This is a genomic window from Rhizorhabdus histidinilytica, from assembly GCF_900167915.1.
Lineage (GTDB): Bacteria > Pseudomonadota > Alphaproteobacteria > Sphingomonadales > Sphingomonadaceae > Rhizorhabdus > Rhizorhabdus histidinilytica.
In genome coordinates this window covers 140,184-165,833 of the sequence record NZ_FUYM01000005.1, presented here as the reverse complement: position 1 = coordinate 165,833, position 25,650 = coordinate 140,184, and the positions used below count along the sequence as shown (strand labels likewise).

Below are 25,650 nucleotides of genomic sequence, written 5' to 3'. Positions count from 1 at the left end.
TTTTCGCGCTGCCCAGCGATGCTGACATCGTTTGCAAAGATGATCTTCGCCGCAGCCAAGGTGAGTTATGATCCAAAATTATAACGACCTCAGAGTCTATATCAGCGCTGACCTGAAAAGTGCTGGAAAAGCACTCAGCGTTAAGAACTGGATCCTCGATCCAGTTTTGCGATTTACAATTGTGATGCGGATTACCGAATATTGCTTTAATACCAAAAAGACTATTTTTATCCGATTGCCAACATTGTTCTGGTTTCGTATGTTATCGGTGAAGTTAGGTTTCAGCCTAGGGCTGAATATCTTTGGACCCGGTGTAGCGATTGTTCATCATGGGCTTCTGATCATAGATCCAACAACCCGGATCGGAAAGAACTGCCGCATTCATATGGGAGTTCATATCGGCGGTGCGGCGGTCTTCGTCGATCCTGAGAAAGCTGCCGATTTCTCGCCAAGACTGGGGGACAATGTCTATATCGGGCCGGGCGCAAAAATCTACGGGCCGATCAGGATCGGGTCAAACTGCACGATTGGCGCTAACGCCGTCGTCACCAAGGACTTCAAGCAGGATGGGTTGCTGATCGCCGGCGTCCCGGCGAAGGTTCTATCGGAAGGTGAAACCGGTGCCCGGGTAGTTCGGCCGTTCGCGGTCGGCAAAGAAGACAATCTCCAGAAAGGATAACGGCATTGGGCAAAGCTGCTACCCCTGGGATCACGATCGCCGATTTTGGTTTCGGCAACATAAAATCCATCCAGAGGCTGTTCGAGCATATTGGGCTCGAGGCAGATATCGTTGTGGACCCCCAACGTGCGCGGGATTGTGACAGGTTGGTGCTACCCGGCGTCGGCGCGTTCGACAGCGGGATGGCTGCGATTGTTGATGGCGGATGGCTGGATGTGCTGAACCATCTTGCTCTGGAGCGACGGGTGCCGATCCTTGGTATCTGTCTGGGCATGCAGTTGTTGTGTCGCGGGAGCGAAGAAGGGAGTCGCGCAGGGTTGAGCTTGATCGAGGCAGATGTCGTGGCCTTTCAGCTCAAGGATGCCAAGCTCAAGGTGCCGCATATGGGCTGGGCCGCCGTCACGCCGACCCGTGACAATCCCCTGCTGCCCCTTGGGGACGAAGAGCAGCGCTTCTACCATACCCATAAATATCATGCGGTGTGCGATAGCAACGAAAGTGTCCTTGGCATCGCCCATTACGGCTATGATTTTCCATCGGTCATCCGCAACGGGAATGTTTTCGGAGTTCAGTTCCACCCAGAGAAAAGTCACCGCTATGGAATGGCGCTGTTGAGGCGGTTTTCGGAGGTTCTGAGATGAACTTTCGTATTATTCCCTGCTTGCTTCTCAGCAATGGCGGGCTGGTGAAGACCGAGAAATTCCGCAAGCCTAAATATGTTGGCGATCCGATCAACGCGATCAGGATTTTCAACGAGAAGGAGGTCGACGAGCTAATAGTCATCGATATCGACGCGAGCGCGAAGGGGAGCGAGCCTGATTTCGACCTGATCGAGCAACTCGCAAGCGAATGCTTCATGCCCATGGGGTACGGTGGTGGCGTCAAGACGCTGGATCAAGCGAAGAGGATTTTCGATCTGGGCATTGAAAAGGTGGTGCTGCAATCGGTTTTAGCCACTGATCGTCAATTGGTCCGACAAATCGCCGAACTATACGGCTCCCAAGCCGTCGTAGCTTCGGTCGATGTGAAGAGGGACTGGCTGGGACGTCGCAAGATTTTCTGCAAATCGGGCGTGAAATTCCCTTTTGCGAGCTGGCAGGATATGGTGGTCGAGTTCGTGCGGGAGGGCGCGGGGGAGGTGCTCCTGAACGCAGTAGACCTCGATGGCACTCGGCTCGGCATGGATCTTGACATGGTCGAGGAGGCCTCGAAGCTCGTCGATGTGCCGATCACGGCTATCGGCGGCGTCGGTAAATTGCAGGATTTCAAGTTCGCGCGGGATGCAGGGGCCAGCGCCGCAGCGGCGGGCGCTTTTTTTGTATTTCAGGGTACGCATCGGGCCGTTCTCATCAGCTATCCCCGACGGCACGAGCTTCTTGAATTGTGGGCACAAGCATGAGCGAACAACAGCAGATTTGCAATCGATGCATCATGGATACTACCGCTCCGGACATAAGGTTCGATGAAGACGGAAACTGCAATTACTGCTCGAGCTTTCTGGCCAAGCGCGAAAAACATATCGCGTCTGACGAAAACCGGAGAATTGAGCGGCTCAGTGCTCTGGTCGGGATGGTAAAGGCTGCCGGCAAGGGTAAAAGATACGATTGTATCATAGGCCTATCTGGAGGAGTCGACAGTAGTTGGACGCTCGTCCAGGCGGTGCGCCTGGGTCTCAGGCCGCTCGCGGTTCACATGGACAGCGGATGGAATTCCGAGCTGGCACAAAGCAATATCTCTAACCTCGTTCGCGGGTTGGGCGTCGACCTCTATACTCATGTCATAGACTGGCCGGAAATCCGTGGGCTGATGGATGCGTTCTTTGACGCGGATGTGATCGACGTCGAAGTTTTATACGACAACGCAATGTTGGCCGTGAATTATAAGCAAGCGAGGAGGTATGGCTTAAAATATATTCTAGCTGGAACAAATATAGCGACCGAGGGGGTCGATATTCCGAAGGCATGGAACTGGTATAAGTCAGACAAAACCAATATTGTTGGAATTTCAAAAAGATTTGGAGGGCCAAAACTAAAAAGTTTCCCTTCTATCGGAACTTTTGATATGGCTCGTTATTTGATATTCAATAAGATAAAATGGATATCATTTCTCGATCTTCTGGATTATAAGAAATATCAGGCCTTGGAAATCCTAAAAGACGAATTTTCCTATAAACCGTATCCGCATAAACATTATGAATCGGTGTTCACGCGATTTTATCAGGGATATATTCTTCCTTATAAGTTCAATGTTGACAAGAGGAAGCCGCACCTGTCGAGCTTGATCATGGGTGGCGAGATGACCCGCGACGAAGCCCTCGAGCGGGCTGCCGGGATTGCCTATCTCAGCGAAGCCGAGATGGAGGCGGATCGTCGTTATTTCATTAAGAAGATGGGATGGAGCGAGGAGAAATTCCGGGACTATATGGGTCGCGGGGAGAAGCCGCATACCGACTATCCTTCCGAAGTCCGCTTGTATCAGAACCTTCTATTCCTCTATCGGAAATTCAACCTGGGGGTCGGTCGACTGCGTTGGTGATCGCGGGGAGGACAAATTTTTCATGTGCTTTCAGCTACGCCGAGGCGGCTCCGGAATATTGTGGCGCGAACAGCCGAACCTCGCCCGGAAGAGCGGATGCAGGATTGCCGTGACAATAAAGCTGGCTCAAACGCAGCTGGCATCGCATGGGATCCGATCACTATATGCTGAGCCTGGGAAGGCTGCTCGATGGATATAATCCTCGCAGAATCGCCGTGGGATATTTTTACGGCTCTTCTCATTGTCTGTGCTGGTGCTGCTTATTTCGCTCAACGCCCGATAAAATCCCTCGATTCTACGATGTCGATGTGCATCTATATCTGGCATACTCTTTTCTGTATTTACTACGCGTGGTTCACTCTTGATAACTCGGCCGACGCGCCCGGTTATTTTAGGCGATCCTTCAATCCGCGGCTCGAATTCGGGCTCGGCACCAAGGGTGTGGACGCATTTACAGCGATTTTCACCCAAGGCCTGAACTTATCGTACATCGGGGTCTTCCTAGTCTTCAACATTATCGGAGCGATAGGGCTTGCGGCATATGCCGGGGCTTTAAGAGAAATCCTCGCCGTCAAAAGCCAAAACGTGCGGCGGTTCTCGACGCTCTTCATCTTCCTGCCGGGGGTTAGCTTCTGGTCTGTCGCCATCGGAAAGGATGCCTTGGCCTTCTTCGGAACGGGGCTGCTTGCTTGGGGCATATTAAACATTAGGCAGCGGTGGGTTGCGATCCTGCTCGCAGTGCTCGCTTATACCCTAGTGCGGCCGCATGTCGTTGCCGTCATCGTCATTGCATTGACGGCTTCGGTGATCTTCTCGAATCGGATGAGTGCAGGCAGGAAGATCATCCTGGGGGGCATGTCTCTGGCGATCTGTGTGGTGGCGCTTCAGTTCGCGCTGTCAGCAATCGGACTTGGCGACATTGGTACTTCAGACGATGTCTACGAGTTCCTCGAATATCGACAGTCGGTTAACCTGGAAGGTGGTTCATCCATCGATATTTCTAGCATGAATATGGCGATGCGACTCTTTTACTGCGCCTTTGCTCCTTTATTTTTCGGTGTTGGGGGCGGGATGGGGCTGGTCGCTAGTCTAGAAAACCTATTTATTCTTGGTGTTGTAATTAGAGGTGCGCTAAATAAATACAGGGTGAGCGCCGATTTGCCATCTGGGGCAAAATGGTTCTACGTTGTATTCGCGATGATATCTTGGATAATTTTCTCAAATACGACAGCCAATCTGGGAATAGCGTTGCGTCAGAAGTGGATGTACATGCCGATGCTTTTGCTGTTCGTGCTGGCTTGCTTTCCTAACCGGCGGCGCGAAGCGGCCTATGACCAGTTCAATTGGCCTCCGGCCCGACAATAAAGGCGATAAAGTCCGTGGAGAGGAAGGCAGCCGCGCATCTGTTGTATCGAGATTGGACGCCGCAGTCCTTGAACCGGCAGAATGGAGCGCTCGATGCCATTGTGTTGTCCAGAGCAGACAAGAGCGCCGGGAACATTGAAGGTCGTCCTCCTGGCATCTTACGCGCCGTCGCTGGTGCTGTTTCGCGGGCCGTTGATTGCGGCGCTGGTTGCGGCCGGGCATGAGGTCGTCGCGGTTGCGCCGGATATCGATGCGCCGCTGCTCGAAGAGCTTCGCCGGCTCGGCGCCACGCCGCTCGATCTGCCGCTCAGCCGCACCGGGATGAACCCGGTCCACGACTTGCTCTATGGCTGGCGCCTCTACCGGGCGATGGGCCGCCTCCGGCCCGATCTGGTGCTGAGCTACACCGCCAAGCCGAACATCTGGGGCGCCTTCGCCGCCAGTGCCGCCGGGGTCCGGTCGGCGGCGATGGTCACCGGGCTCGGCTTCGCCTTCACCGACGCCGGCGAGCGTAACTGGAAGCGCGCGCTGGTGCAGAAGCTCCAGACCTGGCTCTATCGCCGCGCGACCGATCGCAACGCGGTGGTGGTGTTCCAGAATCCCGACGATCGCGACGACTTCATCGCCGCCGGCTGCCTCGCCGATCCGGGCAAGGTGCGCATGGTCAACGGCTCGGGCGTCGATCTCGATCATTTTCGGCCGGCTCCCCCGCCCGACGCGCCGCATTTCCTGATGATCGCGCGCCTGCTGAAGAGCAAGGGCGTGCGCGAATATGCCGAGGCCGCGATCCGGCTCAAGGCGCGCCACCCCGCGGCGCGCTTCTCGCTCGTCGGCTATTTCGACGAAGGTCCCGACGGTGTCGCGCCGGCGGCGGTGGCCGAATGGCAGGCGCAGGGGCTCGATCATCTCGGCGGCCTCGGCGACGTGCGACCGGCGCTCGCGGCCGCTTCGGCCTATGTTCTGCCCTCCTATCGCGAAGGCACGCCCCGCTCGGTGCTCGAGGCGATGGCCACCGGGCGGGCGATCCTCACCACCGACGTGCCCGGCTGTCGCGAAACCGTCGTCGACGGCGTCAATGGCTTCCTCGTCCCGGCGCGCGACGCCGACGTGCTGGCCGACCGGATGGGCTGGATGATCGAGAACCCCGAAGCCGTCGCCGCGATGGGCGAGCAGAGCCTGCGCATCGCGCGCGAAAAATATGACGTCCACGCAGTGAACGAAACCCTCATGACCCATCTCGGCCTCGATCGCCCCGGTCCCGGTCGTCCCGGGCTGACCCGGACGCCGGATGCCGCTATCGAGGCGGGATGCCGCTCATGAACCCAGCCTCTTCCTCCGTCGTCCCCGCCGCGCTCGCGGCCCTCGTCGATACGATCCGGGACATCTATGGGGCGGGCCCGATCCCGCTCCACCGGCCGGTCTTCGAGGGCAATGAGCGGGCCTATACGGTCGACTGCATCGATTCGAACTTCGTCTCCTCGGTCGGCGCGCGCGTCGCCGAGTTCGAGGCGACGGTCGCGGCCTTCGCCGGCGCCGCGCACGGCATCGCCACCGTCAACGGCAGCGCCGCGCTCCACGCCGCGCTGGTCGTCGCCGGGGTCGAGCGCGGCGACGAGGTCGTCACCCAGGCACTCACCTTCATCGCCACCTGCAACGCGATCAGCTATGCCGGCGCCCGCCCGGTCTTCGTCGACGTCGATCCCGACACGCTGGGTATGAGCCCGGCGGCGCTGCGCCGCTGGCTGGAGGCGAATACGCGGCGCGAGGGCGGCCGCACCGTCAACGCTGCGACCGGCGCGCGGATCGCCGCCTGCATGCCGATGCACACCTTCGGCATCCCCTGTCGCATCGCCGAGATCGCTGCGCTGTGCGACGAGTTCGGCCTCGTCCTGGTCGAGGATACCGCCGAGTCGCTCGGCAGCTTCGTCGGCGCCCGCCACACCGGCACCTTCGGAACGCTCGCGGCGTTCAGCTTCAACGGCAACAAGATCGTCACCACCGGCGGCGGCGGCGTGATCGTGACCGACGATGCCGAGCTGGCCCGCCGCGCCAAGCATCTCACCACCACGGCCAAGCGCCCGCACCCCTATGAGTTCTTCCACGACGAGATCGGCTTCAACTATCGCCTGCCCAACCTCAACGCGGCGCTCGGCGTCGCCCAGATGGAGGCGCTGCCCGCGATGCTGGCGATCAAGGCGGAGGTGGCCGCGCGCTACCGGGATTTCTGCGCCGCCCACGGCCTGCGCTTCGTCGCGGCGCCGGAGGGGACGACCCCGAACCACTGGCTCAACGCGATCATCCTCGACGACCGGGCGGCGCGCGACGCCTTCCTGGAGGCGAGCAACGCGGCCGGCGTGATGACGCGGCCGATCTGGCAGCTGATGAGCGAGCTGCCGATGTACGCCGATTGTCAGAATGACGGGCTAGACAATGCGCGCTGGCTGGTCGACCGCGTCGTCAACCTTCCCTCCAGCGTCCCCGACAGCGAATTCGGCAGGTTGAAAGCATGAACATCCTCGATCTGGTCGGCCGCGAGAGCCCCTTGTTCGGCGCCGACGTCGCGGCGCACGAAGCGCAATTGGCGGAAACCGTCCGCGTCTCGCGCTTCCTCGTCATTGGCGGCGCCGGGTCGATCGGTCAGGCCGTCGCGCGCGAGATCTTCAAGCGCGGCCCCAGGGCGCTCCACGTCGTCGACGTCAGCGAGAACAACATGGTCGAGCTGGTCCGCGACATCCGCAGCACGCTCGGCTATATCGACGGCGATTTCAGCACTTTCGCGATCGACTGCGGCGGCCGCGAGTTCGAGGCGCTGATGCAGGCGTCGGGCGGCTACGACTTCGTCTTCAACCTGAGCGCGCTCAAGCATGTCCGGTCCGAAAAGGACCCCTTCACGCTGATGCGCCTGATCGAGGTCAACATCTTCAACACGCTGAAGACCCTCGCCCAGGCGCGCGATGGCGGCGCCCGGCGCTATTTCTGCGTGTCGACCGACAAGGCGGCCAACCCGGTCAACATGATGGGCGCCAGCAAGCGCATCATGGAGATGTTCCTGATGCGGGAGAGCGAGACGATGCCGGTGTCGACCGCGCGCTTCGCCAATGTCGCCTTCTCCGACGGCTCGCTGCTGCACGGCTTCAACCAGCGCTTCGCCAAGCGCCAGCCGATCTCCGCGCCGAACGACGTGCGCCGCTATTTCGTCACGCCGCAGGAAGCGGGCGAGCTCTGCCTGATGTCGGGCCTGCTCGGCGAGAATCGCGACATCTTCTTTCCCAAGCTCAGCGAGGAGCTCCACCTCACCACCTTCTCCGACATCGCGACGCGCTATCTTGCGGCGCTCGGCTATGAGGCGGTCGCGTGCGGATCGGAGGACGAGGCCCGCGCCCGTGTCGACGAGCTGATCCCGCAGCGCCGCTGGCCCTGCTATTTCTTCGCCAGCGATACGACCGGGGAGAAGGACTTCGAGGAATTCTTCATGGCGGGCGAGCGGCTCGACCTCGATCGCTTCGCCAATGTCGGCATCGTCAAGAACCAGATGGGCTATGATCCGGCGCTGCTCGACCTGTTCGCCCGGGAGGTCGGAGCCCTTCGAGCCCGGGAAATCTGGGAGAAGGGCCCGATCGTCGACCTGTTCAACCGCATGATCCCGGAGTTCAAGCATCTCGACACCGGCCGCTATCTCGACGGCAGGATGTGACGTGCAGCGCGCGTTCGACATCCTCTTCTCGGGCCTCGCGCTGCTGGTGCTGTCCCCGATCCTGATCCCGGTGATGATCGTCCTGCGCTGCACCGGCGAGGGCGAGGTCTTCTACTGCCAGCAGCGGGTCGGGCGCGGCGGCGCCATGTTCGGCGTCTGGAAATTCGCGACGATGCTCAAGGACAGCCCGAACCTCGGCACCGGCACGGTGACGCTGAAGGGCGATCCGCGGGTGCTGCCGTTCGGCCGTTTCCTGCGCAAGACCAAGATCAATGAGCTGCCGCAGCTCCTCAACATCCTCAACGGCACGATGAGCATCATCGGCCCGCGGCCGCAGACGCGCCGCTGCTTCGACGCCTTTCCGGCGGCGTCGCAGGCGGCGATCATCGGCGTCCGGCCGGGGCTTTCGGGCATCGGATCGATCGTCTTCCGCGACGAGGAGGAGCTGATGCACGCCGACGCCGATCCCGACCGGCTCTATGACGAGACAATCATGCCGTTCAAAGGGCGGCTCGAGGAATGGTATGCGCGGAACCGCTCGCTCGGCACCTATTTCAAGCTGATCGCCCTCACCGCCTGGGTGGTCGCGGTGCCGCGTCTCGACATCGTCTGGCGCGCCTTCCCCGGCCTGCCCTTCCCCGACGAACGGCTCGCCGGGCTGCTCGGCCTGCGCGGCCGTGGCTGACGAAGCCGTCTATGGCGAGGTCGCGGCGCTGCACGCGGCGGCCATAGACCAGGGCTTCCTGTCCGAACTCGGCCCCCGTTTCCTGACCCTGCTCTACGAGGCGATCGACCGCAGCCCCGCGTCGATCCTGATCGTCGACGTCGAGGCCGGGCGGCTGCGCGGCTTCGTCAGCGGGGGGACCGGACTGGGGCCCGTCTACCGGCATCTGCTGAAGCGTTTCCCCGCCCTGATCGGGGCGCTCTGGCCGGTGCTCTTCTCGCCGCGCAAGCTGCGGCGGATCGCCGAAGTGCTGCTGCACACGGGCAAGCAGGCGCCGGCCGATCTCCCCGCCGCCGAACTGTACAGCATCGCGGTCTCTCCCGATTTCCGGGGGCAGGGGGTGGCCGAACGGCTCTACGCCGCCCTGCGCGCCGCCTTTGCCGAACGGGGCATAGCCGAGTTCATGATCGTTGTCGGCGACGCCCTGGCCCCGGCCCAGGCCTTCTATCGGAAGATGGGCGCCGAGCCGGCCGCCCGGATACAGGTGCATGGCGATGCCGGGTCCGTCCTGTTCGTCGACCGCGATCGCAGAAAAATTTCGCCGCCGTAACCGCCCATTTACCCCGATCGCGCTATGCCGATTCGCGTGGACGGCGCGTTCCTGTCGTCCATGCTTGTCCGGTTGTATTCGGGATGTGTTGCGTATGGCGTATGTTCACAAGCAGGAGGCCGCGCGTCCAGGCGCGGTCGAGACGGTCGGCGCGTTGCTCCAGGCGGAGGGGGCGAAGGGCCATCCCTATATCGCCAGCCAGATTTTCGCGCGCGGCCGGGAGGCATCGCGGGACCTGGCCGATGCGGTCCATCTGTTGTCCAGCCTCCATGGCGGCGGGGCCGGCGTCATCGATCAGGCGCGGGGCCGTTCCACCGCCGGGCCGGTGCGGGGCTGGCTCGACGCGGCGGTCGAGGGCTTCGCCGCCGAGCGCGCCTATCTGATGCGCGTGGTAGTCGCGGCGGGCCCCCTGCCGAGCACGCCGGGCCAGGCTCGCTGCGAGGCGGCGGTAGCGGGGCAGCGGCACGCGCTCGACATGCTCGGCCGGTCCGACCGCGCCGGCTGCGCGCTCGGCGCGGCGATCGCGCTGGTGCTCGACTGGCGCGCGATCCGCTCCGTGATCGACGCGGCGGCTCAGCGCTTCGGCGTCGCGCTCGTCCCGCCTGCGCTCCCCTCCGCGCGCAAGACGATGGCGGCGGTCGCCGACGCGGTGGCCGAGGCGCCGGTCGACCGTGCGATGATGTTCGGCGCGCAGCAGCTGCTGATCCAGCATCGCGGCCTGTGGGGGCTGTTGGAGGCGCGGGCCGAGGCGCGCAACGGCGCCGGGCCCTGAAGGGCTGGACAAACGACTTCTCCCCAACCTATCGCCACTAGGCGACGGGTTTTGGCAGGAGAATGCGCCGGTGCGTTTCGAAGGGACGAGCAACTATGTGGCGACCGACGATCTGAAGGTCGCCGTCAACGCCGCCGTCACCCTGCGCCGCCCGCTGCTGGTGAAGGGTGAGCCAGGCACCGGCAAGACCGTTCTCGCGCATGAGATCGCCGCCGCGGCGGGCGCGCCGCTGATCCAGTGGCACATCAAGTCGACCACCAAGGCGCACCAGGGCCTCTACGAATATGACGCGGTCGCCCGCCTGCGCGACGGCCAGCTCGGCGATGAGCGGGTCCACGACATCCGCAACTACATCAGGCGCGGCAAGCTGTGGGAGGCGTTCACCGCGCCGCAGCTCCCCGTCCTGCTGATCGACGAGATCGACAAGGCCGACATCGAATTCCCGAACGATCTGCTGCAGGAACTCGATCGCATGTCGTTCGACGTCTACGAGACGGGCGAGACGATCGCGGCGAAGGAGCGGCCGATCGTCGTCATCACCTCGAACAACGAGAAGGAGCTGCCCGACGCCTTCCTGCGCCGCTGCTTCTTCCACTACATCAAATTTCCGGACCGGGAGACGATGCAGGCGATCGTCGACGTCCATTTCCCCGGCATCCAGAAGGCGCTCGTCGCCAAGGCGATGGAGATCTTCTACGAGATCCGCGAGGTCCCCGGCCTCAAGAAGAAGCCGTCGACCAGCGAGCTGCTCGACTGGCTCAAGCTGCTGCTGGTCGAGGATATGCCGCTCGAGGTGCTCCAGAACCGCGATCCCAAGAAGGCGATCCCGCCGCTCCACGGCGCGCTGCTCAAGAACGAGCAGGACGTGATGCTGTTCGAACGGCTCGCCTTCCTCGCCCGTCGCCAGGGCGCCTGATAGGCGATTTTTCGGAGGGAGGATTCATCCTTTCTCCATCAAGACCAGCTAGTTGGCCTGTCATGGCCAAGCCGCGTACCCTTTCCCGCCCCGACGTCCCGATCGTCGCCCCGATTGTCCAGCCGCGACAGAACCCGCTGACGCCGGCGGCGATGGCCGGGCTGTGGACCCTGCGCTTCGGACCGTTCGGATGTCGTGACGACGAGACGCATGGCGGCGTCCTCCACGTCGAGGGCAACCGCATGGCGGGCGGCGACGGCCAGCTCATCTTCCACGGCCAGTTCGCGATCGACGGTCCGACGACGCTCGCCGCCTCGCTGCAGGTGGTGCGCCACGGTTTCGGCAGCGATTATCGCGGCGTGTTCGGCACGCTCGCCCCGCTGTTCCGGCTCGACGTGGCGGCCGAAGCGATCACCGCCGACCTGTTCGAAGGCCGCATCGGCCGCACCGCCGGCCCCGACATCCGCGTCGTGATGCGCCGATTCGATCCGATCACGGAGCGCAGCCGGATCGTGTAGCCCCCGCGGGCTTCCGTCACAGCAACATCGGCCCTCCCGCGGGTTCGACGCTCAGCGTCCCCGCCGGGGTCGGCCGCATCAGTTCGGGAGCGGGGACCGACCCGTCGAGCCAGCCCGCCCAGTCGCGCCGGTCGAGCAGGACGACCTGACGGCGGTGATAGGGGGCGATGTCGGGGCCGGGCTCGCAGGTCAGCAGGGTGAAGGCCTCGCCGACCGTTTCGTCCGCCTTCCACAGCCCGGCGATCGCGAACCAGTCCTCCGTCTTCCAGCGGAACAGCCACTTGTCCTTGCGCTTCGCTCCGGCGTCGGCGGGTGCGGTGAACTCGTAGAAGCCGTCGACGGGGACCAGGCAGCGGCCCTGCTTCGCCGAATTGCGGAAGTCGCGCCCTTCGCCGCGGTAGTTGTAGACAGGCTTGCCGCTCTGCCCCGGCCAGCTCCAGCGCCGGGTTACGAGCTCGGCCTGCCCCTGCCGCGCGCGGACGATGACGCTCGGGTCGGTGATCCGCACGCTCGCGGTCGGCTCGATATTGGGCAGGCCCTCGGGCGCGCCGACGATGATCCTGTATTCCTTCAGGCCGGTGATCAGCAGGTCGAGATCGAGTTTGCGGGAGAATTCGTTGCACATGCCCGTGAAGGTGGCGGGTGCGCGCGTATGGCGCAAGCGCTCCCACCTCCGTCGCTCCTGCGAAGGCAGGAGCCCATGTCTCTCCTCGGCCAGATGGCCATCGGGGAGAGAACAGACATGGATGCCAGCCTCCGCTGGCATGACGGGAAAGGGAAGGCAAAGACTAGGTGTCCTCCCAAAGCCGCGCTATGCCGGTGGCCGCATGGGGCAGGAAGACGACCAGGGCCGCCCGGCCGGCGCGACGCGCTTCGCGGGGGTGCGGGCGCGGCTGGAGGCGGCGGCGCCGGAGCGCGGCTTTCCGGCCTTCGTCTACGAATTCCTGCTGTTCGGCTTCAAGCAGGGCTGGGCCTGCCTGTTCGGCGGGCTGATGCTGGCGCTGCTGCTCGCGACGCATCTCTGGTGGCCGGCGGATGCGCCGGTCGCGCGCTACGATGTCCTCACCGTCGCGGCGCTGCTGATCCAGATCGCTATGCTCGCCTTCCGGCTGGAGACGCTGGAGGAGGCGAAGGTGATCCTCGCCTTCCACATCGTCGGCACGGTGATGGAGCTGTTCAAGACCGCGCACGGAAGCTGGGAATATCGCGAGGCGGGCGTGCTGCGGATCGGCGAGGTGCCGCTCTTCTCGGGCTTCATGTATGCGGCGGTGGGCAGCTACCTCGCCCGCGTCTGGCGCATCTTCGACTTCCGCTTTACCCACTATCCGCCACGCTGGGCGACGGTCGCGCTGGCGGCGGCGATCTACGTCAACTTCTTCGCGCACCACTGGCTGCCCGACGTCCGCCTCGGCCTGTTCGCGGCTACCGGCCTGCTCTACTGGCGGACCTGGGTCCACTACCGCCCGTTCCGTGTGCATCGGCGGATGCCGCTGCTGCTCGGCTTCCTGCTGGTCGCGCTGTTCATCTGGTTCGCCGAGAATATCGGCACCTACGCCCACGCCTGGAGCTACCCCCACCAGCGCCACGCCTGGACCCTCGTGCCGATCGCCAAGCTGGGCGCGTGGTACCTGCTGATGATCATCAGCTTCGTGCTGGTGGAGCGGGTGCATGGACGGGAAGGACCCGCCGCTCCGGCCGGGTGAGCTTCGGATCTACTCCGCCGCCTGCGCGCTCCTCGCCCCCGCCGTCAGTAGCGGCTTGAGATACGCCCCCGTGTAGCTGCGCGGCTCCTTCGCCACCTGCTCCGGCGTCCCTTCCGCCACGATCTCGCCGCCGCGCACGCCGCCTTCGGGGCCGAGGTCGATCACCCAGTCGGCGGTCTTGATGACCTCCAGATTGTGCTCGATCACCACCACGGTGTTGCCCTGCTCGACCAGCGCGTGGAGCACTTCGAGCAGCTTGCGGACGTCCTCGAAATGGAGGCCGGTGGTCGGCTCGTCGAGGATGTAGAGGGTGTTGCCGGTCGACCGGCGCGACAGTTCCTTGGCGAGCTTGACGCGTTGCGCCTCGCCGCCCGACAGGGTCGTCGCCTGCTGGCCGACCTTGATGTAGCCGAGGCCGACTTCGGCCAGCATCGCCATCTTGTCGCGGATCGGCGGGACCGCCTTGAAGAACTCGACCGCATCCTCGACGGTCATGTCGAGCACGTCGGCGATCGACTTGTCCTTGAACTTCACCTCCAGCGTCTCGCGGTTGTAGCGCGCGCCATGGCAGACGTCGCAGGTGACGTAGACGTCGGGCAGGAAGTGCATCTCGATCTTGAGCACGCCGTCGCCCTGGCACGCCTCGCAGCGGCCGCCCTTGACGTTGAAGCTGAACCGTCCCGGCTTGTAGCCGCGCGCCTCGCTCTCCGGGAGCCCCGCGAACCAGTCGCGGATGTTGGTGAAGGCGCCGGTATAGGTCGCCGGGTTGGAGCGCGGGGTGCGGCCGATCGGCGACTGGTCGATGTCGATGACCTTGTCGCAATTCTCCAGCCCGGTGATCTTGTCGTGCGCGCCCGCGACCAGGCGCGCGCCATTGAGCTGGCGCGCCGCCGAGGCGTAGAGCGTGTCGATCGTGAAGCTCGACTTGCCCGATCCCGAGACGCCGGTGATGCAGGTGAAGGTACCGAGCGGGATCGCCGCGGTGACGTTCTTCAGGTTGTTCGCCCGCGCATTATGGACGGTGACCTTCTTGCCGTTGCCCTTGCGCCGCTTCGCCGGCACCTCGACCATGCGCCGGCCCGACAGATAGTCGCCGGTCAGGCTCGCCTCGTTGGCGAGGATGTCGTCGAGCGTCCCCGACGCCACCACCTCGCCGCCATGGACGCCGGCGCCCGGCCCCATGTCGAGGATATAATCGGCGGTGCGGATCGCGTCCTCGTCATGCTCGACGACGATCACCGTGTTGCCGAGGTCGCGCAGCCGGCGCAGCGTCACCAGCAACCGGTCGTTGTCGCGCTGGTGCAGGCCGATCGACGGCTCGTCGAGCACGTAGAGGACCCCGGAAAGTCCCGACCCGATCTGGCTGGCGAGGCGGATGCGCTGGCTCTCGCCACCCGACAGCGTGCCTGAGGTGCGGTCGAGGTTGAGATAGTCGAGCCCGACATTGTCGAGGAAACCCAGCCGCTCGACGATCTCCTTGAGAATGCGCTCGGCGATCGCCTTCTGCTGCTCGTTGAGGTGGTTGGGCAGGTCGCGGAAGAACGCGAGCGCCGGGCCCACCGCGCGGCGGGTCGACATCGAGATGTCCTCGCCCGCGATCTTGACGGCCAGCGCCTCGGGCTTGAGCCGCGCCCCGCCGCACACCTCGCAATGCGCGGCGCTCTGGTACTTGGCCAGCTCCTCGCGCATCCAGGCGCTTTCGGTCGACAGCATGCGCCGTTCGAGATTGTGGATCACGCCCTCGAACGGCTTCTGCACGTCGTAGCTCTTGCGGCCGTCGATGAAGGTGAGGGTGATCACCCGCCCCTTGGTGCCGTAGAGGACGGTATCGCGAATCTCCTCGGGCAGCTCGTTCCACGGCGTCTCCAGCTTGAAGCCATAGGCGCGCGCGACCGAGCTCAGCACCTGCATATAATAGGGGCTGGGCGGGTTGGACTTGGCCCAGGGCACCACCGCGCCCTGCTTGATCGACAGCGCCTCGTTGGGGACGACGAGCTGCGGGTCGAAATAGAGCTTCTCGCCGAGGCCGTCGCAGGCTGGGCAGGCGCCCTGCGGCGCGTTGAACGAGAACAGCCGCGGCTCGACCTCGGCGATGGTGAACCCCGAGACCGGGCAGGCGAATTTCTCCGAGAAGGTGATGCGGTTGGCGGGAACGCCGGCGTTCTTCAGCCCCCCCTCCCTTTTAAGGGAGGGGGCCAGGGGGGTGGGTGAATCGGCCCCGCCCTCGCCGGCCTCGGCATATTGGAACGACGCAGGCAACTCGCGGACGCCGGACGAACTGGGACTCGCGTCACCCACCCCCCCGGCCCCCTCCCTTGAAAGGGAGGGGGAGGTCGCCTCCGCCACCGTCGTGTCGACCAGGTCGGCATAGGCGAGGCCGTCGGCCAGGCGCAGCGCGGTCTCCAGGCTCTGGGCGAGCCGGGTCTCCATCCCCTCGCGGACGACGAGCCGGTCGACGACCACCTCGATGTCGTGCTTGTACTTCTTGTCGAGCGCCGGGGCGGCCTCGACCTCGTGCATCTCCCCGTCGATGCGGACGCGGGTGAAGCCAGCCTTCTGCCATTCGGCCAGCTCCTTGCGATACTCGCCCTTGCGGCCGCGTACGACCGGGGCGAGCAGCAGGAAGCGGGTGCCCTCCTTGAGCTGCAGGATGCGGTCGACCATCTGGCTGACCGTCTGCGCCGAGATCGGCAGCCCGGTCGCGGGCGAATAAGGCACGCCGACCCGCGCCCAGAGCAGGCGCATATAGTCGTATATCTCGGTCACCGTCGCGACCGTCGAGCGCGGGTTGCGGCTCGTCGTCTTCTGCTCGATCGAGATGGCGGGGGAGAGGCCCTCGATATGGTCGACGTCGGGCTTCTGCATCAGCTCGAGGAACTGGCGCGCATAGGCGGACAGCGACTCGACGTAGCGGCGTTGCCCCTCGGCATAGATGGTGTCGAAGGCGAGGCTCGACTTGCCCGATCCCGACAGGCCGGTGATCACGATCAGCTTGTCGCGCGGCAGCTCGACATCGACGCCCTTGAGGTTGTGCTCGCGCGCGCCGCGCACCGAAATATGAGTCAGCATGTCAGCAAATGTTCCAGATTTGTTCGCGGCGCGCAAGGTGGCATGTCGACGCACGCACCATCTGGGCGCTGGTTAATCGATTCTCAACCCTGTCGGGCGATTGTCCGCGCCGGGCCGATCATGCGCCGGAGGGATGCGATGTTCACGATCAACCGCCGGGAACTGGCGCACACGCTGCTGCTCGCGTCGCTGTTCATGGCGATCGGGCTGGGCTGCGTCGACCGGATGATCGGCAATCCGGCGGATTTTCCCACAACCGAGCAGGGCTGAATTCCGTCCGTCAGCGCGTCGCGCCGGGCTTCCACAATATGTCCCCGGAGCCGTCGAGTCCGGGGCCGGCCCGGTTGAGCCAGCGGGCGAGCACGAACAGATGGTCCGACAGCCGGTTGACATAGGCGAGCCCGGTCGGGTTGAGCCCGACGTCGGCGTCGGCCGTCACCGCCGATCGCTCGGCCCGGCGGCAGATCGCGCGGGCGAGGTGGATAGCGGCCGCGCCCGGATCGCCGCCCGGCAGGATGAAGCTGCGCAGCGATTCGAGATCGGCGTTCATCGCGTCGATCTCCGTCTCCAGCCGCTCGACCTGCGAAGGGACGATCCGCAGGCTCATCTCCGATGGCGCATAGTCGGGGCCGGGGGTGGCGAAGTCGGCGCCCAGGTCGAACAGCTCGTTCTGGATGCGGCCGAGCTGGGCGCGGGCGTCCTCTGGCAAGGCGTGGGTCAGGGCGACGCCGATCGCCGAATTGAGTTCGTCGACATCGCCGATCGCGGCCATGCGCGGCGCGCTCTTGGGCAGGCGCGACCCGTCGACCAGCCCGGTCTCGCCCCGGTCGCCGGTGCGCGTGTAGATCTTCGTCAGTCGGACCATCGATGGCGATCGCTTATTGGCGGCTCATGATCAGCAGCAGGATGACGAGGATCACCGCCAGCGCCTGGAAGGCGATCCGCATCCGCATCATCCGGTTCTGCTTGAGGCCCGACTGGTTCATGCTGCCCGCCTTCAGGTCGGCCTCGGTCGTCTTGAGGAAGGCGATGATCCCGCGCACCAGCGCCACCACGGTCGCGACCATAGCGGCGAGGATCAGGATGAAGAAGAAGGTGTTTCCGCTCATGCGGAGTGGTCTAGCGCGGGCGGGCCTCCAGGTCGAAGGAAAACGATAAGGCCCAATGTCTCCCTCCCCTTCAGGGGAGGGATGAGGGTGGGGTACGCAGTGGAGGGGCTCGATGCCCCTCTACGGAGTTCTGCGGGACGATCGAGCAAGGCTCGCTACCGCTCGCCACCCACCCCCTGACCCCCTCCCTTGAAAGGGAGGGGGGATCGGGCCCGTAACTTTTTCACGAGCATTGCCGCATCCGCGCCCTCCGCCCGCATCGACGCCAGCGTCGGCGATCCGGCGCGCTTGGCGAGGCGCTCGCCCTTCTCGTCGGTCAGCAGCGGGTGGTGATGGTAGCGCGGCACCGGCAGGCCGAGCAGCGCCTGGAGCAGGCGGTGGACATGGGTCGCGGCGAACAGGTCCTCGCCACGCACCACGTCGGTCACGCCCTGCGCCGCATCGTCGACGGTGACGGCGAGGTGATAGCTGGTCGGCGCGTCCTTGCGGGCGAGGACGACGTCGCCATGGACCTCGGGCGTCGCGGCGACTTCGCCCGCGACGCCGTCGTGCCACCCCAGCGGACCGGCGAGCGCGTCCGCCCGTGCGATGTCGAGCCTCCAGGCATGCGGCTCCCCCGCTGCGATCCGGGCGGCGCGCTCGTCCTCGCCCAGGTCGCGGCAGATGCCCGGATAGAGCGGGCCGTCAGGGCCGTGCGGGGCGGCGGCGCTCGCGGCGATCTCGGCGGCGATGCGGGTGCGGGTGCAGAAGCAGGGATAGACGAGCCCCATCGCCTTCAATCGGTCGAGCGCGGCGGCGTAGAGCGGCAGCCGTTCCGACTGGAAGACCACTTCCCCGTCCCAGCCGAGGCCGAGCCAGCGCAGGTCCTCCAGGATTCCTGCGACATGCTCGGGCCGGCAGCGGGTCGGATCGATATCCTCGATCCGCAGCAGGAAGCGTCCGCCCTTCGCCCGCGCCAGATCGTGGGCGCACAGCGCCGAGAAGGCGTGGCCAAGATGGAGACGCCCGGTGGGGCTTGGTGCGAATCGAGAAATCGACGGGGCGTTCATTCGGACTCTTGACGAGGAGTCAACGGAAATGCTGTCATGCCCATGTCACGCTTTCCGGCGAAAGGGTGGCCACAGAGGGCGCGGCCGGTTCGGCCATAGGCGTTCCGGTGTGCGAACGGAAGGTCGAGGGCGAAGCGGATGGGTTCTCCATCCTGCGGGAGGCCTTGGTTCGACCATGTACCACTCCGATCTCATGCGGCATCCGGACAGTTGCCCGGCGCTCGTGCTCAATGCGGACTATACGCCGTTGAGCTATTACCCCCTTTCGTTGTGGAACTGGCAAACCGCTATCAAGGCGGTTTTTTTGGAACGTGTCGACATCGTCTCGCACTATGAGCGCGAGGTGCGCAGTCCGACCTTCGCGATGAAGCTGCCTTCGGTGATCGCGCTACGCCAATATGTGAAGCAGTCGGAGAACCCCGCCTTCACCCGCTTCAACCTGTTCCTGCGCGACCGCTTCTCCTGCCAATATTGCGGGTCGCTGTCCGATCTCACCTTCGACCATGTCATCCCCCGCGCGCAGGGCGGCCGTACGACGTGGGAGAACGTCTCCACCGCCTGCGCGCCATGCAACCTGCGCAAGGGCGGCCGCACCCCACGCGAGGCCGGGATGCGCCTGTTCGAGACGCCGCGCCGCCCGACCAGCTGGGAGCTGCAGGAGAACGGCCGCAGCTTCCCGCCCCATTATCTTCACCAGAGCTGGCGCGACTGGCTCTACTGGGACGTCGAGCTGGAGGCCTGAGGGGCTGTTCGGGATGCGCCTGCCGGCGCATTGCGGGCCGGTGCCGCGTCGAAATGCGCTCTTCCGCGCATTTCCAAGCAGATTCCTAGGGGAGTCGTGACGAAACCGGAATAATCGCGCTATCCCGTTGCTCCTTGCGCCGGTGCCGCGTAATCGGGCCATGGGTTGGGTGCTTTGCGGGGGAAAAGGCCAATGTATTCGTCCGAGGTGCAGGTCCGCGACGGCAGCAACCGCCGCGCCATGCCGCGCGGGGCGGCCGCCTTCGACACCCGTTATGGCGTGCCGGCGGCGTCGACCCGCTCGCCCTGCCGGATCATCGACATCTCCAGCAGCGGCGCACGTCTCCGCCTCTACCAGCAGCTTCCGCCCGAAACCTCGATCCGCCTGTCGCTGCCCGGCAAGGGGCTGGTCGACGCGCATATCGTCTGGGCCGACGGGCGGGAGGCCGGCTGTCGGTTCGATCGCCCGCTCGACGACGACACGGTGACGGTGCTGCGCGCCAGCGCGACCGAGCGCGGCGCGGCGCGGTCCGAGGCGCCCGACGCCCCATCCTGGCGGAAGCCGGGGTCGCTTTTCTCCTGGTTCTTCGTACTCGGCGCCTGGCAGCCGGGGAAATCCCGGTTTTCGGCGGGATGAAGCCGGCGGCGGGGCTCAGCGCTTCGCCGGCAGATCGTCCAATATCTCGTGCAGCGCGCCGAGGCATTCGGCGCCGAGCCGTTTCGACCGTTCGGGCGACCAGCCATGCGCGGCATCGGGCAGGTCGGCATTGTCCTTGAACGGCATCTCCAGCGTTGCCGCGACGCAACCGAAGCGGTTGGCGAGCTGGTTGGTCGACATCGACAGGTTGGCCTTGCCCTTCGCCGCGATCGGATAGCCGCGCCGCGTCTGGAAGTCGGGACAGCGCCGCGCCAGCGTGTCGCGGAACAGGTGGTAGAGCCGGCCCTGTTCCTCGGTCCAGTTCGGAATGCCTTCGAACCCCGCGATGAAAACGTACGGGATCGCCTCGTCGCCATGGACGTCCATCGCGAAGTCGACCCCGGTCCGGTCCATCCGCGCGAGGACGTGGAGGACCTCGGGGCTCCGTTCGGGCGTCGGCTCGTGCCATTCGCGGTTGAGGTTCACCCCCGCGGCGTTGGTGCGCAGATGGCCGCGCCGCGACCCGTCGGGGTTCATGTTCGGCACGATGTGGAAGGTCGCCCGTTGGCGCAGGCTGCGCGCGACCGCATCATGGGGATCGGTCAGCCGTTCGAGCGCGCCTTCCATCCACCATTCGGCCATGCTCTCGCCGGGATGCTGGCGGGCGTAGAGCCATACCGTCTTCGGCCCTTCGCCGATCGTCAGCAGGTCGATGTCCTGTCCGTCGAGCGTCGCGCCCAGCCGTTCATGGGAGACGCCCGGCGCGCCGGCGATGCGGGCGACAAGGTCATGATGCCGCTCCATCGAATAGGGCGCGAAATAGGCGAGCCAGACGCTGTCGGCATCGGGGGTGACGCGGATCGTCAGCGCGCCGTCCGCATAGTCGGTCGGCACCCGCCGCCAGACCTGCCGGTCGGCCGAGCAGCAGGCCCGATAGTCCTTCCACCCGTCGGGATAGGCGGCGCCCGCGGCGTTGCCGATGCGTAGCGTGACCGGCACCCCCTTCGCGCCGCTCAGGCGGAAATGGAACCATTGATAGAAGTCGGACTCGTGATCCTTGACGATGGCGAGGTCGAAGGTCGTGCCGTCGCGGCCGAGGACGGCGATGTTGCCGCTGTCGAAGCCGCTGGAGATGCTGATGCTGTCGGAGTGGCTCATTTCACCGTGATAGTCTCGCCCGACCGGCCGGGGAAGTCCTTGAACAGCGCCGCCGCGAGCCGTGCGACCGTCGCCTCGGCATTGGCCTGCGGCGTGTTGTCGCGCGCCACCGATTCGGCGCGGCCCTCCCAGATCACCGTGCCCTCCGAGCGGCGCTTGAGCTGGATCGAGAGCTGGGTCTGCACGTCCATCCGCTCCTTGGGCTTGCCGATCGGGAAGCTGACCGCGCCGCCGAGCCCGACGCTGGTGCCGCCGTGCCAGCCGCCGCCGCTGCCGCCGCCCAGGCCGATCGACAGCGAAGATCCGCGCGCCTGCCCGGTCGGCCGCCAGCTCCGCCGCACCTCGGTGACGGCGACCAGCTCGGACTTGGTCAGGTCGGGTGCGATGCGGAAGCCGAGCCGGTCGAGCTCGGCGTTGACGATGCGGGCATAGGTCTGGAACTCCAGGTCCTTCGCCAGCGTCGGATCGCGCGGCTCGACCATCACCTCGCCCTTTGCGATTGGCTGGCCCAGGTGGAAACGGGTGACCCGCGTCTCGGGCATCTGCGCCGCGCAGCCCGCCAGCGTCAGCGCGGTGCCGATCAACAGGGCCTTGGACAGCAGGGCGTGCGACGTCTTCATATCATCCTCCCAGGCGATGCTCCGCATCGAAACGCGGGAGCAACGATATGGCTGCAACGATTTTGATGGAATGATTTTGTTTGTTTGGGCCTCAGGCGCCGGCGGTCGCATCCGCGACCTTGGCTTTCCTTGCATAAGCTCGGGCGCGCATTCGCGCTTGCGGAGCCTTGGCAGGCTCCAACGACGAACTCTGTGTCGGGACGCGTAGCGTCCCGCAAGGATCGAAGCCGGTCCGCGGACTGCCGGGGGCAGTCCGTGGGCGGAGATCGGCTCGCGAAGCGAGCCGTGGCGGCCGCCCGAGCTTATGCGAGGAAAGCCAGGGCGGGCGGATGCCCGGCGCCCGGCGTCTGAGGGCAAAACAAACAACCCGCGCTTGACTCCTTGGGCTCCAGCCCATAGGGGAGCGCCTCGTTTTTCCACATATCAGCTTAGAAAGCAGGCGCAGACGCCATGAAGATCCGCAACTCTCTCAAGTCGCTCAAGGACCGGCATCGGGACAACCGCGTGATCCGTCGTCGTGGCCGCACCTATGTGATCAACAAGACCAACCGCCGCTTCAAGGCGCGCCAAGGCTGATCACGCCGCTTTCGGGCGGGCGCCGCACACGCGCCGTCATCTTCGATGTCGGCAATGTGCTCTATGACTGGAATCTCCGGCAGTTCTTCGAAAAGCTCGTGCCTGCGCACGAGCTTGAACTGTTTCTGCGCGACGTCGTCAATCTCAACTGGCATGGCCAGCACGATGCCGGCCGTCCCTTTGCCGAGACGAGTGCCGAGCTGATCGCGGCCTGGCCGCGCTTCGCCGACGCCATCGCCGCCTTCGGCCCGCGCTTTGCCGAAACCGTCACCGGCCTGCTGCCGGGCATGGGCGCGATCGTCCACGACCTGCACGCGCACGGCGTGCCGCTGTTCGCGATCACCAATTTCAGCCATGAATTCTGGCCGCCCTTCCGCGCGCGAGAAGCGGCGATCTTCGATCTGTTTGCCGATATCCTCGTCTCGGGCGAAGTGCGGCTGATCAAGCCCGATCCGGCGATCTACGTCATGGCGCTCGACCGCTTCGGGCTGGGCCCGGCAGAAGCGATCTTCATCGACGACCGCGCCGACAACGTTGCCGCGGCCGAGGCACTGGGCATCGCCGGGCATCTGTTCGCCGGGGCCGGGCCGCTGCGCGCCGAGCTCGAACGGCTGGGATTGCTCCGAAACCGTCTTTGACCGCGATCAAAGCCGACTCGCGCGGCTCTCGTCACAGTGGCTCCGACAGACACGGAGGTCACGACATGTTCGGTTTCATCGGCGATCATTATCTGGTCCTGCCCATCGCGGCGGCGGCGCTGTTCATGGCGGTGGTCGGCTTCGTCAGCATCGAGGATATGCTGCGCCACCGCTGACGAGTTCCGGCTGAGCCGGAAGCGGCAGCGTTCCGATCCCCTCCTCCTGGGCGCTGCCGTAGTTTCCCCGCTTCCCCGCCCGCCCTCGTGCCGACATGCGCGGGCGGGTGGGGGAGCGGGTTTTTCGTCCGTTTCCATCACATCCCCGCTTGGTTAGTTTCGGGGCTCGGCCGCGGCCGAATCGGGGCGTCCGCCCGGATGCTCCCTGCAGACCGCTGCGCCGCGCGCGGACGGCTTCGTCGCGCGAACCTTGTAGGAGTTCGTGATGGGTATGCTCGAAGAATTGGCGGAACAGGCTGGCGGCCTCGATTTCGGCGCGATCGGCGAAAAGCTGGGCCTTTCGGCCGACCAGGTCCAGGCGGCGGCAAGCCAGCTCCTGCCCCATATCGCCGACCCGAACACCGACAATCAGCAAGCGACCCAGGCGGTTGCCGCGCAGACCGGGATCGACTTCTCGCAGCTCAGCGCGCTGCTGCCCGCCCTGCTCGCGGCGGCGGGCTCGAAGAGCGGCGATGCCGGCGGGCTGCTGGGCAATCTGGTGAGCAGCCTCGGTGGCGGAGCCGCGGCCGGCACCGGCGGTGACGGCGGCGGCCTGCTCGGCGCGCTCGGCGGTCTCCTCGGCAACAAGAACTGAACGTTTCCCGCACCCGGACGGCATCTCCGTCCGGGTGCGGCTCGTTCCATTATCGCTCGGCGATATTGTCGCTCCGGCGGATGAAGTCGGCGACATTGTCATGCAGCGCCTTCAGCGACGGCCGGTGGAGATAGACCATGTGGCCCGACGGATAGTAGCGATACTCGATATTGCCGGTCAGCGCGGTCGGGACCGGCAGGTGCTGCAGCTCGTAGCGCCCGGCGAAATAGGGCGTCGACACGTCGAAATAGCCGCCGTTGACCATCACCTTCATCGTCGGGTTGCGCTTCATCGCCACCGCCAGGTCGGGCAGGACGTTGGGCAGCGCGATCAGCGGCTTGTCGGCGCCCGGCGGCTGGTGCCGGTAGTCCCAGCTGCCATAGACGTCGAGGCTGGTCTGGTAATGCCGCACCTCGCCATAGCGCAGCGTGCCCCGCACATAGTCGTTGAACGCGCCGGCATAGGCCGCGCCGATCGCCGACCCCTGCGGATCATAGCCGGCGACCTTGCTCAGCGGGTCGATCGTCCAGCCGGTGAAGCGGGTGTCGAGCGTGCCGGTGGTCAGGTCGCGGTCCAGCAGCAACTCCTTCTGCAACGCGCCATATTCGATCCGCAGGTTGCTCCGCAGCAGATAGGCCGCCGGCAGCCCGGTATAGCCCGACAGCTTCTCCGCGATCGCCTGCCGCTCGGCGGCCGGCAGCGCGTTGCCCTGCATCAGCGCCAGCGCATAGTCGGTGGTGGCGAAGCGCTCGACCTCGGCCAGGAAGCTTTCCAGGTCGTCGGGTCGGTTGGCGACGCGACGGTGATACCAGGCGGTCGCCGCATAGGTCGGCAGCGAAACGATATAGGGCAGGTCGATCCCCGGATTGAGCTGCGGATCGTCGGGGATCAGGTCCCAGTTCAATATGTCCGATAGCAGGATCACGCCGTTCAGGTCGACATCCTCGTCCTGCAGCGCCCTGGCGAGGCCGGCGGCGCGCATCGTGCCATAGCTTTCGCCGAACAGATATTTGGGCGAGGCCCAGCGGCCGTGCTTCGACAGGAACTGGACGATGAAGCGGGCGAAGGCGTGGATGTCCTGGTCGACGCCGTAGAAGGCCTTGTCCTTGTCCTTCCCCGCGACCCGGCTGAAGCCGGTGCCGGGCGCGTCGATGAAGACGAGGTCCGACGCGTCGAGCAGCGCCATGTCGTTGGGGACGACGCGGTAGGGCGCCGCCGACGCCTGGCCCGCGTCGCCGGTCTCGACCCGCACCGGGCCGAACGCGCCCATGTGCAGCCAGATGCTCGACGATCCCGGCCCGCCATTGAACAGGAAGGTGATCGGCCGGTTGGCGGCGGCGGCTCCGTTCTTGAAATAGGCGACGTAGAACATCGACGCCTCGGCCTGCTCCTTCGCGGCCTTGCGGCCGTCCTCGTCGCGCGGGGGGACGTCCTCCCAGCCCTTGGGGTGGACGACCAGCGTCCCCGCCACTGCCTGATAGGGGATGCGCACGCCGCCGACGCTGACCGATCCGGTCGATCGCACCTCGTCGGGCTGGAAGCGCGCGGGCGCGGCGGACGCCGCCGCGTCCTTCTCGTCGGGCGTCTCGGCGGCAACGGCGGCGGGCAGGGCGGTCGTCGCCAGCGCGGCAAGGGCGGCGGCGATCAGGGCAGGGCGCATGGGTACCTCATGGGCGCGGAAACGAGGCCCGATCCATCCGGGATCGATCGGCGGCCGTCAATTCCCCTCCGATCGTCGCCGCCGGAACGGCTGGACAGCGACGCGCATCTGATCGAAGACGGCCGGG

The 25,650-nt window shown here is 65.2% G+C and carries 28 protein-coding genes; 20 read left to right on the top strand and 8 right to left on the bottom strand.

What is annotated here, in order from left to right; all coding sequences use genetic code 11:
- Positions 1–67 precede the first annotated feature (67 nt).
- The 13 genes from B5X82_RS12680 (at position 68) to B5X82_RS12620 (ending at position 11,753) form a co-directional block, all read left to right on the top strand.
- A complete protein-coding gene (locus tag B5X82_RS12680; RefSeq protein ID WP_079648530.1) occupies positions 68–679 on the top strand; it encodes a serine O-acetyltransferase in 612 nt (203 codons plus the stop codon).
- A gap of 5 nt (positions 680–684) precedes the next feature.
- Positions 685–1,320, top strand: a complete 636-nt coding sequence (gene hisH, locus B5X82_RS12675; RefSeq protein ID WP_176152551.1) for an imidazole glycerol phosphate synthase subunit HisH — start codon at positions 685–687, stop codon at positions 1,318–1,320.
- The gene (locus tag B5X82_RS12670) at positions 1,317–2,078 is read left to right on the top strand and encodes an AglZ/HisF2 family acetamidino modification protein (protein WP_079648528.1); all 762 of its coding nucleotides are present in this window, start codon (positions 1,317–1,319) and stop codon (positions 2,076–2,078) included. The genes hisH and B5X82_RS12670 overlap by 4 nt, the downstream gene beginning before the upstream one ends.
- Positions 2,075–3,214: an N-acetyl sugar amidotransferase gene (locus tag B5X82_RS12665; RefSeq protein WP_079648527.1), complete on the top strand. Its 1,140-nt coding sequence runs from the start codon at positions 2,075–2,077 to the stop codon at positions 3,212–3,214. Before B5X82_RS12670 ends, B5X82_RS12665 begins: the two co-directional genes overlap by 4 nt.
- A 189-nt stretch (positions 3,215–3,403) precedes the next feature.
- Positions 3,404–4,579: a hypothetical protein gene (locus B5X82_RS12660; protein WP_139385097.1), complete on the top strand. Its 1,176-nt coding sequence runs from the start codon at positions 3,404–3,406 to the stop codon at positions 4,577–4,579.
- Positions 4,580–4,714: 135 nt separating this feature from the next.
- The gene (locus B5X82_RS12655; protein ID WP_079648525.1) at positions 4,715–5,899 is read left to right on the top strand and encodes a glycosyltransferase family 4 protein; all 1,185 of its coding nucleotides are present in this window, start codon (positions 4,715–4,717) and stop codon (positions 5,897–5,899) included.
- Positions 5,896–7,089 (top strand): LegC family aminotransferase, encoded by a 1,194-nt coding sequence (locus B5X82_RS12650; RefSeq protein WP_176152550.1) that lies wholly within the window; start codon positions 5,896–5,898, stop codon positions 7,087–7,089. The genes B5X82_RS12655 and B5X82_RS12650 overlap by 4 nt, the downstream gene beginning before the upstream one ends.
- Complete coding sequence (locus B5X82_RS12645) at positions 7,086–8,273, top strand: UDP-N-acetylglucosamine 4,6-dehydratase (protein ID WP_079648523.1); 1,188 nt, start codon at positions 7,086–7,088, stop codon at positions 8,271–8,273. Before B5X82_RS12650 ends, B5X82_RS12645 begins: the two co-directional genes overlap by 4 nt.
- A 1-nt stretch (position 8,274) precedes the next feature.
- The gene (locus B5X82_RS12640; protein ID WP_079648522.1) at positions 8,275–8,958 is read left to right on the top strand and encodes a sugar transferase; all 684 of its coding nucleotides are present in this window, start codon (positions 8,275–8,277) and stop codon (positions 8,956–8,958) included.
- On the top strand, positions 8,951–9,547 hold the full coding sequence (locus B5X82_RS12635) for a GNAT family N-acetyltransferase (protein ID WP_079648521.1): 597 nt from the start codon (positions 8,951–8,953) through the stop codon (positions 9,545–9,547). The genes B5X82_RS12640 and B5X82_RS12635 overlap by 8 nt, the downstream gene beginning before the upstream one ends.
- 94 nt (positions 9,548–9,641) lie before the next feature.
- On the top strand, positions 9,642–10,319 hold the full coding sequence (locus B5X82_RS12630; protein ID WP_139385096.1) for a DUF6975 family protein: 678 nt from the start codon (positions 9,642–9,644) through the stop codon (positions 10,317–10,319).
- A gap of 70 nt (positions 10,320–10,389) precedes the next feature.
- A complete protein-coding gene (locus tag B5X82_RS12625) occupies positions 10,390–11,235 on the top strand; it encodes an AAA family ATPase (protein WP_079648520.1) in 846 nt (281 codons plus the stop codon).
- Between the two features lie 62 nt (positions 11,236–11,297).
- On the top strand, positions 11,298–11,753 hold the full coding sequence (locus tag B5X82_RS12620; protein ID WP_079648519.1) for a hypothetical protein: 456 nt from the start codon (positions 11,298–11,300) through the stop codon (positions 11,751–11,753).
- A gap of 16 nt (positions 11,754–11,769) precedes the next feature.
- Here B5X82_RS12620 and B5X82_RS12615 read toward each other — a convergent pair whose 3' ends face one another.
- Positions 11,770–12,414: an SOS response-associated peptidase family protein gene (locus tag B5X82_RS12615; RefSeq protein ID WP_223811106.1), complete on the bottom strand. Its 645-nt coding sequence runs from the start codon at positions 12,412–12,414 to the stop codon at positions 11,770–11,772.
- 166 nt (positions 12,415–12,580) lie between these two features.
- Between B5X82_RS12615 and B5X82_RS12610 the strand changes: the two genes are divergently transcribed.
- Positions 12,581–13,456, top strand: a complete 876-nt coding sequence (locus B5X82_RS12610) for a DUF817 domain-containing protein (protein WP_235862684.1) — start codon at positions 12,581–12,583, stop codon at positions 13,454–13,456.
- Between the two features lie 9 nt (positions 13,457–13,465).
- On the opposite strand, the gene uvrA is transcribed toward B5X82_RS12610, so the two are convergent.
- A complete protein-coding gene (uvrA, locus tag B5X82_RS12605; RefSeq protein WP_079648517.1) occupies positions 13,466–16,525 on the bottom strand; it encodes an excinuclease ABC subunit UvrA in 3,060 nt (1,019 codons plus the stop codon).
- 138 nt (positions 16,526–16,663) lie between these two features.
- Here uvrA and B5X82_RS27240 point away from each other — a divergent pair, with 138 nt between their 5' ends.
- Entirely contained in the window at positions 16,664–16,795 is a 132-nt protein-coding gene (locus B5X82_RS27240) for a hypothetical protein (protein WP_268878229.1), read from the top strand.
- Between the two features lie 10 nt (positions 16,796–16,805).
- On the opposite strand, the gene B5X82_RS12600 is transcribed toward B5X82_RS27240, so the two are convergent.
- The 3 genes from B5X82_RS12600 to gluQRS all read right to left on the bottom strand — a co-directional run bounded on the left by B5X82_RS12600 (position 16,806) and on the right by gluQRS (position 18,683).
- On the bottom strand, positions 16,806–17,390 hold the full coding sequence (locus tag B5X82_RS12600; RefSeq protein ID WP_079648516.1) for a cob(I)yrinic acid a,c-diamide adenosyltransferase: 585 nt from the start codon (positions 17,388–17,390) through the stop codon (positions 16,806–16,808).
- A gap of 13 nt (positions 17,391–17,403) precedes the next feature.
- A complete protein-coding gene (locus B5X82_RS12595; RefSeq protein WP_047166713.1) occupies positions 17,404–17,634 on the bottom strand; it encodes a twin transmembrane helix small protein in 231 nt (76 codons plus the stop codon).
- Positions 17,635–17,789: 155 nt separating this feature from the next.
- Positions 17,790–18,683 carry a tRNA glutamyl-Q(34) synthetase GluQRS gene (gene gluQRS / locus B5X82_RS12590; protein WP_079648515.1) on the bottom strand — a complete coding sequence of 298 codons (894 nt, stop codon included), beginning with the start codon at positions 18,681–18,683 and terminating at the stop codon, positions 17,790–17,792.
- A 175-nt stretch (positions 18,684–18,858) separates the two neighbouring features.
- Here gluQRS and B5X82_RS12585 point away from each other — a divergent pair, with 175 nt between their 5' ends.
- Positions 18,859–19,425 (top strand): HNH endonuclease, encoded by a 567-nt coding sequence (locus B5X82_RS12585; RefSeq protein WP_012049306.1) that lies wholly within the window; start codon positions 18,859–18,861, stop codon positions 19,423–19,425.
- Positions 19,426–19,617: 192 nt separating this feature from the next.
- Entirely contained in the window at positions 19,618–20,061 is a 444-nt protein-coding gene (locus B5X82_RS12580; RefSeq protein ID WP_079648514.1) for a PilZ domain-containing protein, read from the top strand.
- Positions 20,062–20,076: 15 nt separating this feature from the next.
- Here the strand turns inward: B5X82_RS12580 and B5X82_RS12575 are convergent, their stop codons facing one another.
- Both B5X82_RS12575 and B5X82_RS12570 read right to left on the bottom strand, forming a co-directional pair.
- The gene (locus B5X82_RS12575; protein ID WP_079648513.1) at positions 20,077–21,219 is read right to left on the bottom strand and encodes a M14 family metallopeptidase; all 1,143 of its coding nucleotides are present in this window, start codon (positions 21,217–21,219) and stop codon (positions 20,077–20,079) included.
- Positions 21,216–21,839: a DUF4136 domain-containing protein gene (locus tag B5X82_RS12570; RefSeq protein WP_235862683.1), complete on the bottom strand. Its 624-nt coding sequence runs from the start codon at positions 21,837–21,839 to the stop codon at positions 21,216–21,218. The genes B5X82_RS12575 and B5X82_RS12570 overlap by 4 nt, the downstream gene beginning before the upstream one ends.
- A gap of 450 nt (positions 21,840–22,289) precedes the next feature.
- Between B5X82_RS12570 and ykgO the strand changes: the two genes are divergently transcribed.
- The 3 genes from ykgO (at position 22,290) to B5X82_RS12555 (ending at position 23,863) form a co-directional block, all read left to right on the top strand.
- Positions 22,290–22,415 carry a type B 50S ribosomal protein L36 gene (gene ykgO / locus B5X82_RS12565; protein ID WP_003046794.1) on the top strand — a complete coding sequence of 42 codons (126 nt, stop codon included), beginning with the start codon at positions 22,290–22,292 and terminating at the stop codon, positions 22,413–22,415.
- Positions 22,415–23,053, top strand: coding sequence for an HAD family hydrolase (locus B5X82_RS12560; protein WP_328588186.1), 639 nt, complete (start codon positions 22,415–22,417; stop codon positions 23,051–23,053). Before ykgO ends, B5X82_RS12560 begins: the two co-directional genes overlap by 1 nt.
- A 441-nt stretch (positions 23,054–23,494) precedes the next feature.
- Positions 23,495–23,863: a hypothetical protein gene (locus tag B5X82_RS12555; RefSeq protein ID WP_079648510.1), complete on the top strand. Its 369-nt coding sequence runs from the start codon at positions 23,495–23,497 to the stop codon at positions 23,861–23,863.
- Positions 23,864–23,912: 49 nt separating this feature from the next.
- Here the strand turns inward: B5X82_RS12555 and B5X82_RS12550 are convergent, their stop codons facing one another.
- Positions 23,913–25,523, bottom strand: a complete 1,611-nt coding sequence (locus tag B5X82_RS12550; RefSeq protein WP_079648509.1) for a S10 family peptidase — start codon at positions 25,521–25,523, stop codon at positions 23,913–23,915.
- Positions 25,524–25,650 lie beyond the last annotated feature (127 nt).

Coding starts and splice junctions, on each gene's coding strand:
- gluQRS (WP_079648515.1), bottom strand. CDS start 18,683: ATGAACGCCCCGTCGATTTCTCGATTCGCACCAAGCCCCACCGGGCGT.
- B5X82_RS12660 (WP_139385097.1), top strand. CDS start 3,404: ATGGATATAATCCTCGCAGAATCGCCGTGGGATATTTTTACGGCTCTT.
- B5X82_RS12600 (WP_079648516.1), bottom strand. CDS start 17,390: ATGGTCCGACTGACGAAGATCTACACGCGCACCGGCGACCGGGGCGAG.
- B5X82_RS12650 (WP_176152550.1), top strand. CDS start 5,896: ATGAACCCAGCCTCTTCCTCCGTCGTCCCCGCCGCGCTCGCGGCCCTC.
- B5X82_RS12610 (WP_235862684.1), top strand. CDS start 12,581: ATGGGGCAGGAAGACGACCAGGGCCGCCCGGCCGGCGCGACGCGCTTC.
- ykgO (WP_003046794.1), top strand. CDS start 22,290: ATGAAGATCCGCAACTCTCTCAAGTCGCTCAAGGACCGGCATCGGGAC.
- B5X82_RS12550 (WP_079648509.1), bottom strand. CDS start 25,523: ATGCGCCCTGCCCTGATCGCCGCCGCCCTTGCCGCGCTGGCGACGACC.
- B5X82_RS12585 (WP_012049306.1), top strand. CDS start 18,859: ATGTACCACTCCGATCTCATGCGGCATCCGGACAGTTGCCCGGCGCTC.
- B5X82_RS12665 (WP_079648527.1), top strand. CDS start 2,075: ATGAGCGAACAACAGCAGATTTGCAATCGATGCATCATGGATACTACC.
- B5X82_RS12630 (WP_139385096.1), top strand. CDS start 9,642: ATGGCGTATGTTCACAAGCAGGAGGCCGCGCGTCCAGGCGCGGTCGAG.
- B5X82_RS12620 (WP_079648519.1), top strand. CDS start 11,298: ATGGCCAAGCCGCGTACCCTTTCCCGCCCCGACGTCCCGATCGTCGCC.
- B5X82_RS12580 (WP_079648514.1), top strand. CDS start 19,618: ATGTATTCGTCCGAGGTGCAGGTCCGCGACGGCAGCAACCGCCGCGCC.
- B5X82_RS12575 (WP_079648513.1), bottom strand. CDS start 21,219: ATGAGCCACTCCGACAGCATCAGCATCTCCAGCGGCTTCGACAGCGGC.
- B5X82_RS12555 (WP_079648510.1), top strand. CDS start 23,495: ATGGGTATGCTCGAAGAATTGGCGGAACAGGCTGGCGGCCTCGATTTC.
- B5X82_RS12670 (WP_079648528.1), top strand. CDS start 1,317: ATGAACTTTCGTATTATTCCCTGCTTGCTTCTCAGCAATGGCGGGCTG.
- uvrA (WP_079648517.1), bottom strand. CDS start 16,525: ATGCTGACTCATATTTCGGTGCGCGGCGCGCGCGAGCACAACCTCAAG.
- B5X82_RS27240 (WP_268878229.1), top strand. CDS start 16,664: ATGTTCACGATCAACCGCCGGGAACTGGCGCACACGCTGCTGCTCGCG.
- B5X82_RS12680 (WP_079648530.1), top strand. CDS start 68: ATGATCCAAAATTATAACGACCTCAGAGTCTATATCAGCGCTGACCTG.
- B5X82_RS12645 (WP_079648523.1), top strand. CDS start 7,086: ATGAACATCCTCGATCTGGTCGGCCGCGAGAGCCCCTTGTTCGGCGCC.
- B5X82_RS12570 (WP_235862683.1), bottom strand. CDS start 21,839: ATGAAGACGTCGCACGCCCTGCTGTCCAAGGCCCTGTTGATCGGCACC.
- B5X82_RS12595 (WP_047166713.1), bottom strand. CDS start 17,634: ATGAGCGGAAACACCTTCTTCTTCATCCTGATCCTCGCCGCTATGGTC.